Annotated in this window: 12 protein-coding genes; 3 read left to right on the top strand and 9 right to left on the bottom strand. The window is 66.8% G+C overall.

What is annotated here, in order from left to right; genetic code table 11:
- Positions 1 to 216: 216 nt before the first annotated feature.
- Together WA965_RS14320 and WA965_RS14315 are read left to right on the top strand one after the other, a co-directional pair.
- Positions 217 to 780, top strand: coding sequence for a hypothetical protein (locus tag WA965_RS14320; protein WP_526303214.1), 564 nt, complete (start codon positions 217 to 219; stop codon positions 778 to 780).
- 107 nt (positions 781 to 887) lie between these two features.
- The gene (locus WA965_RS14315; protein WP_526303215.1) at positions 888 to 1,193 is read left to right on the top strand and encodes a DUF427 domain-containing protein; all 306 of its coding nucleotides are present in this window, start codon (positions 888 to 890) and stop codon (positions 1,191 to 1,193) included.
- On the opposite strand, the gene WA965_RS14310 is transcribed toward WA965_RS14315, so the two are convergent.
- From WA965_RS14310 to WA965_RS14270, 9 genes are all read right to left on the bottom strand, one after another.
- Positions 1,190 to 1,735, bottom strand: a complete 546-nt coding sequence (locus WA965_RS14310) for a peroxiredoxin-like family protein (RefSeq protein ID WP_526303216.1) — start codon at positions 1,733 to 1,735, stop codon at positions 1,190 to 1,192. The two genes, WA965_RS14315 and WA965_RS14310, sit on opposite strands and share 4 nt — an antisense overlap.
- A 117-nt stretch (positions 1,736 to 1,852) precedes the next feature.
- A complete protein-coding gene (nrtS, locus tag WA965_RS14305) occupies positions 1,853 to 2,122 on the bottom strand; it encodes a nitrate/nitrite transporter NrtS (RefSeq protein WP_526303217.1) in 270 nt (89 codons plus the stop codon).
- 1 nt (position 2,123) lies between these two features.
- Positions 2,124 to 2,984: a haloalkane dehalogenase gene (locus WA965_RS14300; protein ID WP_526303218.1), complete on the bottom strand. Its 861-nt coding sequence runs from the start codon at positions 2,982 to 2,984 to the stop codon at positions 2,124 to 2,126.
- Positions 2,981 to 3,388 carry a hypothetical protein gene (locus WA965_RS14295; RefSeq protein ID WP_526303219.1) on the bottom strand — a complete coding sequence of 136 codons (408 nt, stop codon included), beginning with the start codon at positions 3,386 to 3,388 and terminating at the stop codon, positions 2,981 to 2,983. Before WA965_RS14295 ends, WA965_RS14300 begins: the two co-directional genes overlap by 4 nt.
- The gene (locus WA965_RS14290) at positions 3,367 to 3,705 is read right to left on the bottom strand and encodes a DUF427 domain-containing protein (protein WP_526303220.1); all 339 of its coding nucleotides are present in this window, start codon (positions 3,703 to 3,705) and stop codon (positions 3,367 to 3,369) included. The genes WA965_RS14295 and WA965_RS14290 overlap by 22 nt, the downstream gene beginning before the upstream one ends.
- Before the next feature lie 576 nt (positions 3,706 to 4,281).
- Positions 4,282 to 5,328 carry an ABC transporter ATP-binding protein gene (locus WA965_RS14285; RefSeq protein ID WP_526303221.1) on the bottom strand — a complete coding sequence of 349 codons (1,047 nt, stop codon included), beginning with the start codon at positions 5,326 to 5,328 and terminating at the stop codon, positions 4,282 to 4,284.
- Complete coding sequence (locus WA965_RS14280) at positions 5,325 to 6,116, bottom strand: ABC transporter permease (protein WP_526447673.1); 792 nt, start codon at positions 6,114 to 6,116, stop codon at positions 5,325 to 5,327. The genes WA965_RS14285 and WA965_RS14280 overlap by 4 nt, the downstream gene beginning before the upstream one ends.
- Entirely contained in the window at positions 6,113 to 6,964 is an 852-nt protein-coding gene (locus WA965_RS14275) for an ABC transporter permease (RefSeq protein ID WP_526298503.1), read from the bottom strand. The genes WA965_RS14280 and WA965_RS14275 overlap by 4 nt, the downstream gene beginning before the upstream one ends.
- Positions 6,945 to 8,183 carry an ABC transporter substrate-binding protein gene (locus WA965_RS14270; protein WP_526447671.1) on the bottom strand — a complete coding sequence of 413 codons (1,239 nt, stop codon included), beginning with the start codon at positions 8,181 to 8,183 and terminating at the stop codon, positions 6,945 to 6,947. Before WA965_RS14270 ends, WA965_RS14275 begins: the two co-directional genes overlap by 20 nt.
- A gap of 155 nt (positions 8,184 to 8,338) precedes the next feature.
- On the opposite strand from WA965_RS14270, the gene WA965_RS14265 reads away from it, so the two are divergent.
- A partial coding sequence (locus tag WA965_RS14265) for a TVP38/TMEM64 family protein (protein ID WP_526447669.1) occupies positions 8,339 to 8,775 on the top strand: 437 nt, incomplete at its 3' end.

The raw sequence follows: 8,775 nt of genomic DNA, 5'->3' as shown, positions 1-8,775 counted from the left end.
GGAACGCCGCGATCGCCGACGTCCGAGCACAGCTGGGACGGCCGACGACAGCCCGGCTGATCGGGATCCTCGTCCGGCTGCGACGGACCTGGCTCCGCTTCCGAAGCAACTAGCGAAAAACACTGGGGCCCGTCGGGAAGGGCCGGCAGCCATCACCGGGTTTCCTCCACAAGGGGATGAATTCCCCGACACGAGACACCACGAGGGAGCACCGCCATGTCATCCACTACCCCAACACAGGCTGATCTCAAGGCCGGACTCGGACGAACGCTCATCGTCGGCGCTGTCGCCGGTGTGATCGGTTCTCTGGTCATGGCGATGTTCGCCATGACCGCCGCCGCCACCTACCAGCACACCGGCTTCTTCACCCCGCTCTACCACATCGGTTCACTGCTCTTGGATCCGTCGACGATGATGGCGTCCATGGAGCAGGGCATGGCTGGTTCGAACTTCTACTTCGTGTTCGGTCCCGCCGTGGTGGGCGCACTCATCCACATGATGGTGGGCGCGATGTACGGCGTCCTGTTCGCAGTGATCGTCCGGATGGCGAAGCTGCGCGGCATGATGCTGCTCCTGGCTGGAATGATCTATGGTGCAGTTGTTTTCGCAGTCAGCGCATGGATTGGACTACCCTTGGCCGCGACGATCTTCTCCGCCGGGGACCCGATCACCAACATGGCCTCCATGGTGGGCTACCCCACGTTCCTCGTCGAGCACATCATGTTCGGTGTCGCGACGGCGTTCGCACTGCTGCCGTTCACCCGGAGCCGCAGCGCCTAGCCGGATCTTTGGGTAGCGGGTCGGGGCGGGGGTCGAAGCAGGCCCCCTCCCGCCCCGCTCCCGCATTGAAAACCACTCGCCCACAACGAATGAGGAAGAGGACTCCTATGACCAGCGCCACCGCACGTGTCGGAGACACCGTGATAGCCACCACCGACGATCCAGTGATCGTCGAAGGCAACGTGTACTTTCCCGAAAGCGATATCGCCGAAGGCGTTCTCGTCGCGAACAAGGCGAAAAGTCTGTGCTTCTGGAAGGGGATCGCCAGCTACTACGACGTGGCTACAGACGGCGCCACGCTGCGCAGCGCAGCATTCACCTATCGACGCCCGTCCCCGCTGGCGCGGCGCATCAAGGGCCGAGTCGCCTTCTGGAATGGCGTCGAGGTCAGCTCCGAGCGGACCCCGCGCTAGTGATGCTGAGCCTGGTCGAGCACCTCATCGACGGTCCATTGGTCGTTGGCGTGAGAGCCATACTTGCAGGCCAGGATCCGGCCGTTCGGGGCGATGAGGAATTCGGCCGGCAGCCCAGTATGGCCACCCTCCCCGGTGTCGGACTGCGGTGGCAGATGGCGGTTCCAACCGCGAGCGGCAGCGGCCCAGGCGCGCGGATCGGCGATTGATCGCAGTGATCTCTCCACCCGGAATTCGCGGTACAGCGTCCGTTGCGGGTCAGCAATCAGCACGAAGGGCAACGTGTCCTGATATGGCGTCATCGCCTCGGTCGTCGAATGGAATACCGCGATCTCCCGCACCCCTGCGGCCTCGAGTTCACCGTGGCGTTGCCCGAACGAGCGCAGGTGCAGATTGCAGACTGGGCAGCCCGCGTACCGCCGGAACTGCAGATGGGTCAGACGTTGCGGGTCGGGTAGCGTCACCGGCCCGGAGCTGACCGTGTCCACTTGGCGCACGTCAACGCTGTCGCCCGGTGCGATCCTGCTCGGTTTTCGCGGCATCACTGACCTTCCTCTAGCACTTTGTCCTGAGCGTCCAGACAATCAGCGTGGTGGGCCCTGACGGCGACACAATGTCAGCCCGCAGACATTCTCTAGCACCGCTGGTCCGAGATCGGCCTATGAAGTGTCACCGCCGGGCGGCGCACGCCGCGCAGAGAGGTATCCGATGCTGGCGACGCAGAACGGCACCAGGAAATTCACCACGACCCGAATCCACGTCCCTCCGTCGCCATCGCCGTGCGTGATGACCGCACCTTGGTTGACCAACGACAGGACCATTCCGACGAACAGCGCGGTGGGGCCAGCGGTTCGTACCGTGGCCCCGCGCAGGAACATCGCCACCGCATCGCGCGGCCGACTCCACGTGCGACCGGCCGACACCGCCACGTCAGCCGAAACGGTCGATGATCGCTGCGGCGATCCGGCCGGGTTCGTCTTCCTGCATGAAGTGGTTGGCTCCTGGTAGCTCGACGACCACGTGATCGGGGAAGGTGGCGCGCATCCGTGGCAGCGTCTGCGCGGGTGGAAACGCGAAGTCCTTCATGCCCCAGACGAACAGCGCCGGTTTGGACCCCAGCGTCTCGGGCACTTCGTGTTCGAGGCGTTGCAGCAGTGGTCGGGCGGCCAGGATCTGTTTGGGCAGCTCTGCGACACCCCGTCGCGCCTCCGGTGACGGTTGGACGTCCCGGTAGTGGTCCATTTCCAGCGGGGTCAAAGTTCGACTCGTCCCCACCGGAATCAGCCTCTCGACGAAGAAGTTCCGGTTCAGGATCGCGCGCTGCATCGGACGGCTGGACATCACCCTGCTGAATGCCTTCATCCGCAGTCGGTCAGCCGGCCAGAACCACGTGTTGCCCAGTACGACTCCGCGTACCCGGTCGGCGCGGGCCGTGTCGACCGCCATCGTGACCGGGCCTCCCCAGTCCTGTCCCATCGACATATAGCCGTCCAGATCCAGGAAGTCCACCAGCTCGCCCACGATGCGGGCGTGCTCCTGCACGGTGTAGCCGTACCCACTCGGACGGTCTGATAGTCCGAAGCCCAGGTAGTCCGGGGCGATGCACCGGAACCGGTCGCGCAGGCCCACGATGACGTTACGGTAGAGAAAGCTCCACGTCGGGTTGCCATGACAGAGCAGCAGCGGTGGACCACTGCCCTCGTCGATGTAGTGCACCCGACCCTGCGAGCTGTCGAACCATCGCGATGTGAAGGGGTAGAGGTCGCGGTCCGGTGAGAAATCGAGTGTCATGCGAAGCCGCCGAGCCAGGTGGTCACGGCGTACAACGCTACGTACGTGCCGACCGCGACCGCGAGCACCCCCAGCAGTCGCCACCGCCGTTGACGCACGCCGGCGAGGCTGCACTGATTGCGGCGCCTCAGCGATACCCAGACGAGAAGGCCGAGGACGGCGACGCCGCCGAGGCGGAACCACCACGCGTAGTTGTCGTACAAATCGTTCGCCCACACGAATGCCATTCCAGCACTAATGATTCCGAACACCGCGAGGACGGTGGGGCCGACACAGCACAAAATGCCCACCAGCCCGCTTGCGAATCCGATGCCCCACATCGGCAGCCCGTCCGACTTGACGAGTCGTCGCCTTCGGACAGGTGCGCTCAGCGACGCTTTGCTCACGGCTTGCCGCGCAGCCATGCTCGCGCTCGGTCGGCGACCGAAGCAGCCTCGTCCCTCTCGATCCGCACTCCGCGCCAGAACGCGACGTGATCTTTGATCTGGCGTGCACGGCGACTCGGACTCGGGTAGTACCACCCTGCCTCTGGGTTCACCTCACCGCTGACGGTCACCGTGTAATAGTGGGCCGTACCCTTCCACGGACACACGGTAGTCGCCGAACTTTCGGTGAGGTATTCGCGGCGGAGCGCCTCCGGCGGAAAGTAGTCGTTGCCCTCGAGGCGCACGGTGTGCACCGCCTCCGCCAACACTGCGTCGTTCCACACGGCTCGGATCATCGCGGCGACCCCCTTGGTTCGGATCCTCGTCCCATCAAATACCCCGGGTGAGCCGGCTCCCCGGTGATTGTCAGCACGGTGACAGATACGCCCGATCGGACACTAGCTCCCATTTGTCGCGTCTGGACACTCAGCTCACCCAAACCTATTCAGGATGCTGACATTTCGGTAGCGCACAACGAGCTAGTCGGGTGATCATGCTTCGCCCTCGCAGAATGGATACGCTCAAAAAGAGTCACCCCGTCGTCACGATTGCCGTCACACTCGTCTCCACCGCCGCCATCGGACACGCGTCTCCCGCTGAGGCGGGTCCCAGCGGGCCCCGCCTCGGTGGGTGACACCGTGCAGAAGCTTCAGGCGAGCGGCTACACGGTCGTCATGAACAAGACCGGCAACGCCCCGTTGTACCACCGCACCATTAGTGGAACTCGCCTAGTCCCGACGATCATCCGAATGGACTCCGGTGTCGCGGGAGCCGGCACCGATCACACCACGACGGTAGTAGGTACGACGGTATCCGTGGATCTCGCCTGTTGACGTCTCACGGCGGCCGGATCGGCCGTACCACAGCCCAGTTCACGACTGGGTGCTGATCGCATGGAGCGCATCCGCGGGCAGTTGCACCCCGACGTCGGCGCCGACGGTGAGGTTCACCTGCGGTTCGAGTTCGGCGAACACCGACGATTCACCGATGCGCACGCAGGCCAAGCGTCGGATGCCGGCGGGCTGCAGCGAGGTGATGGTGCCCGTGACGGGTGTGTCGGTCGCGGAGGTCAGGCGCACCATCTCGTGCCGAAACACCAACACGGCGGGTCCGTCCGGAAGGCGCGCAGCCGTCGGCAGCGGATGCGGACCCAGGTCGGAGTGGTGCACCCCGGCGGCGACGCACCCGTGAATCTCGTTCAGCCCGCCCATCAACTGATGCACCGCCAGCGTGGACGGCCGCACGTATGCGGTCTGCACGTCGGAATGGTGTTCCAGTACACCGCCAATGAGTACCGCAAGGGAATCGGCGACCATGGCCGCTTCGGACTGGTCATGTGTCACCAACACGATGGTGGGGTTCAGTTCGTCCCTGACCGCTCGCAGAAGCGCATACATGTCGCCGCGTAGGGCGCTGTCCAACGCCCCGAACGGTTCGTCGAGGAGCAGCACCTTGGGCTCGGCGGCCAGCGCTCTGGCCAGCGCCACCCGCTGAGCTTGTCCGCCGGAGATGTCGGCGACGGAACGATCGGCGAGATCGCTCAGCTGGACCAGCTCGAGGTACCGCCGCGAGGCTGCCCTGGAGTCCCGGCGGGAAAGCCCCGCGGCGCGCGCGGCGAAGGCGACGTTGTCGATGACCGACAGATGCGGAAAGAGCAGCGGCCGCTGGAACACCATCGCGATGCCGCGCTTCTCCGCGGGTGTGTCGGTCACATCCTCGCCGTCAAGGAGCACGCTGCCGCGGGTGGGCGTATCCAGCCCGGCGATCAGCCTCAGCGCCGTACTCTTTCCGGATCCCGACGGGCCGAGCAGTGCCAGGCATGCGCCGCCGTCGACGTCGACGTCGAGCCCACGTATCGCCGGTACCGGCTGGCCCGGGTGGCGGCGGGTGAGGTCCCGTAGCCCCAGTCGGGTACTCATGCCGGGGTCTGCGTGCGGCGTCCGGCACGGGCGACCACCACGAGCAGAATCAACGGCGGAACCACCGCTGCCAGTGACAGCGCCGCGACGACGGCATTATTTCCGGTACCTGCGGCGAACGAGCCCACCAAGATGGGGACGCTGACTACCCGTCCACCTCCGATGAGCAGAGTCACGACGTAGTCACTCCATCCGACGAGGAACGCCAGGAACGCCGCACCGGAGAGTGCTGGCGCCAGCAGCGGAATCTGCACCCGCAGCAACACCGTCACGCGGGATGAACCCAACGTGCGGGCCTCCTCCTCGAAGCCGATGTCGTAGGCGCCGAAGGCGGCCCGCATCAGATAGGTGGTGTACGGAATCGCGGCCACCGACAACACGGCGACGACGGCGAGGGGACTCGGAACGCGGGTACGCAGGACCAGCACGTCCAATCCCATCGCCACCGCGAACGCGGGCAGGACGAGCGGCGCGAAGAGCACGGCTTCGATCAGACGCGGAAAAGGCAGCCGGCCAGAGGCCAAGGCGCGGGCCGCGAGTGCACCGGCGGGGGTGGCGATGGCCGCCACCGCGAGCCCGATGGCTGTCGAGACGACGAACGCGTGCGGGGCGCCCGCGGTGAGCCCGCTACGCACCCCGTCCAGACCCCACTGCTGCGGCAGCAGATCCGGAAAGGGCCATCGATTCGCGAACGCCCACAACAGAATCGGGGCCAGAGGAAGCAGGAACCACAGCACCAGCGCCGCGCGAACCCCTCGTCCCGTGGCGGTCCGGGCCCACGCGGTCACCGCCAGATCGCCGATCGCCGCAACATGGTCAGCGCGCCGGCCACCGCGAGCAGCGCCAGCACTGCGGTGACGACGGCCGCCGCGGCTGCCTGGGGCCGGGTGGCGAGGTCGATCGACGTGAACAGCCGAATCGCCATCACCGGAAGCGGTTCCGGATAAGCGCGGCCGAGCAACAGCGCCACCTCGTAGGAGCCGAGGGTGTAGGTGAAGCTGATGGTCGCCGCGGCCACCACGGCGGGGCGGATCAGCGGAAATGTCACCAACCGCAGCCGGGCACGCCGCGAGGCTCCGAGCATGGCGGCGGTCTCGTCATAGCCGGCGACGCGGGTGGCCAGCACAGACGCCACCACCAAGGCGATGAACGCGGACTCCTTCCAGGCGTACTCAAGGACCACAGCGATCCACCACCGGCCGCCGACCAGGGCAGGCCAGCCGCCGTCAGACAATCCGAACACCCTCGCCAACAGCCCGGAATCGGCGAGCAGCAGGCCCATGGTCGCGGCGCCGATCAGGTGCGGGACGGGGACGGTGATCGTTGCCGCCGACAGTGCCGCGCGACGACCCCCCACCGCGGTCAGGGCCGTGGCGACCCCGACCACAACCCCGATCACTGTCGCCGCGGTGGCGATCGCGACGGACAACGCTGCGGACGTCGCCATGTCGTCGGCGTTGGCGCGGTAGGCGTCGACTGTCAGCGCCGGCGCCCCGACGAGCGGCATCAGGCCCAGGCTCTGCAACAGCGCCGAACCGAGGCCGCCGAGGAGGACGGCGATGACCGGTACCGCCGCAGGTAGAACCCACAGCGCCGCGCGCCAGGACGCTGCCGATTCAGTCGGCCGCGAGGACATTGCGGCGCCATCCCTCGTCGAGCGGTGCCACCCACTCGGCGGCCAGTTCTGCATGGGCGTCGCGCGCGAGCACGTCGTACGGCGGCACCACCGGTGATGCGGGCAGCGCATCGAACGCGGCGCGGTCCGACGCGGAGAGCCGGGCCAGGTCCAGGACGGTGAACTGACCCCATACCTCGGGTTTGGCCTTCGCCAGTTGCTGTTCCGGAGACAGGGCCAAGTTGGCGACCACCCTCGCCCCGGCGCTGCTGCCGGAGGTGGACGGGATGGCGAGGAAGCTGGCGTTGCCGACGGTGCCGTCCGTCAGGGTCAGCACTGTGGTCTGCGGGGGGTAGGTGCCGTCGGCGACCAACTCGGTCAGGGTCGCGGGTCCGTAGGTCATCGTCATGTCCACCTGGCCGCCGGCGTAGAGGTCGTTGAGCTCTGAGGACGTCTGCGGATAGGTGGCCCCTGCACGCCACAGGTCGGGTTTCAGCGCGTTCAGTCGTTCGAACAGGGGTGGCGCCAGCCGGTCGTAGTCCTGTTGGGAGAACTGCAGCGGGACGTTCTGCGGGCCGCCGGAGACGGCGATGAGGGCTTCGCGGATGAAGACCGACCCGGTGAAGTCCGGGGGCGCCGGGTAGGTGAACCGTCCGGGGTTGGCCTGCGCCCAGTCCAGCACGCCGAGGAAATCGGTCGGCGGGTCCGGGACTGTCTCGGCGTTGTAGACCAAAGTGAATTGCGCTTTGTGCCAGGGTGATTCGCACCCGTCGACGGGGGTGCCGAAGTCGTTGGCCAACAGTGGGTCGTCGGGATCAGTCAGCGCCATGTTGGGCAGCGACTCCGTCCACCCGCACAGCCAGGCACCGGCCTGCTTACCGGTCCCGAAGTCGTCCCCGTTGACCCACACCAGGTCGACGTCACCGTCGGTGACGCCGGCCTGCCGCTCGGCGAGGATCCGGTTCAGCGCGTCACCGGTGTCGGCGATCGGCACCCGACGCAACGTCACTCCGGCCTGCAGGGCGGCCGGTGCCAGGACGTCATCGACATAGGTGTTGCCCTGCTCGTCGCCGCCGTACATCCACAGCGCCACCGTCTGCCCCTTCGCCTGGTCCGCAATCTCGGACCACGACGCAGGTGCTGCCTGAACGGGGTCGGGATCGGGAGCGGCACACGCGGCCAGGGTGCACACCGCGGTCACCAGAGACACCGCAACGAAAGAGCCCCGCCGCATGGTCATGAGCCGTACGTTGGCTGGTGAGACACGAGAACTCCTCTTGACAGGCGGGCCACCCCACTGAGCGGCCGCGCAGTTTCGACGCAATCTTCGCCTACGGGAACACAGTGAGGCTCTCGAAGCCTTCCCATCGTGAATACCGACGACGATGGAGCCTGATGCAGACACCAGAACGCGACGCAGCACCACCGCGGACGCGGATCGACTACCGACTCAAGGCGGCGGTCCTCGCCCTTCTCATCGGAGGTGGGATCGCGCTGGCGCTCACCACCGAGCTGCCCAATCCAGCCACGCTGCGCGACCAGGTGGCCGCCGCGGGTGCCTGGGGGGTGGTGGTATTCGTGGCCGTCTACGCCGGAGCGACCCTGACGCCGTTTCCGGCCAGTGCCCTGACCATCGCCAGCGGGCTTCTGTTTGGTCTGGCCGTGGGGGCCGCGGTGGTGGTGTTCGCCGCGACACTCGGCGCGTGGGTGGCGTTTCTGCTGGCCCGGTCCCTGGGCCGCGACGGGGTGTCCCGCATCCGGTGGGCCCGCATCGCCACGATCGACGCCATGCTCGAACGCCGCGGTCTGATCTCGGTGTTACTGGTGCGCCT

Source organism: Mycobacterium sp., assembly GCF_049683935.1.
GTDB lineage: Bacteria > Actinomycetota > Actinomycetes > Mycobacteriales > Mycobacteriaceae > Mycobacterium.
Note: the sequence above shows the minus strand (reverse complement) of the source record. Positions and strands in the feature narration are given on the sequence as shown.

What these genes read in the sequence shown, in the direction of transcription:
- WA965_RS14320 (WP_526303214.1), top strand. Translation starts at nt 217, where the DNA reads ATGTCATCCACTACCCCAACACAGGCTGATCTCAAGGCCGGACTCGGA.
- WA965_RS14315 (WP_526303215.1), top strand. Translation starts at nt 888, where the DNA reads ATGACCAGCGCCACCGCACGTGTCGGAGACACCGTGATAGCCACCACC.
- WA965_RS14310 (WP_526303216.1), bottom strand. Translation starts at nt 1,735, where the DNA reads ATGCCGCGAAAACCGAGCAGGATCGCACCGGGCGACAGCGTTGACGTG.
- WA965_RS14300 (WP_526303218.1), bottom strand. Translation starts at nt 2,984, where the DNA reads ATGACACTCGATTTCTCACCGGACCGCGACCTCTACCCCTTCACATCG.
- WA965_RS14295 (WP_526303219.1), bottom strand. Translation starts at nt 3,388, where the DNA reads ATGGCTGCGCGGCAAGCCGTGAGCAAAGCGTCGCTGAGCGCACCTGTC.
- WA965_RS14290 (WP_526303220.1), bottom strand. Translation starts at nt 3,705, where the DNA reads ATGATCCGAGCCGTGTGGAACGACGCAGTGTTGGCGGAGGCGGTGCAC.
- WA965_RS14285 (WP_526303221.1), bottom strand. Translation starts at nt 5,328, where the DNA reads ATGAGTACCCGACTGGGGCTACGGGACCTCACCCGCCGCCACCCGGGC.
- WA965_RS14275 (WP_526298503.1), bottom strand. Translation starts at nt 6,964, where the DNA reads ATGTCCTCGCGGCCGACTGAATCGGCAGCGTCCTGGCGCGCGGCGCTG.
- WA965_RS14270 (WP_526447671.1), bottom strand. Translation starts at nt 8,183, where the DNA reads ATGACCATGCGGCGGGGCTCTTTCGTTGCGGTGTCTCTGGTGACCGCG.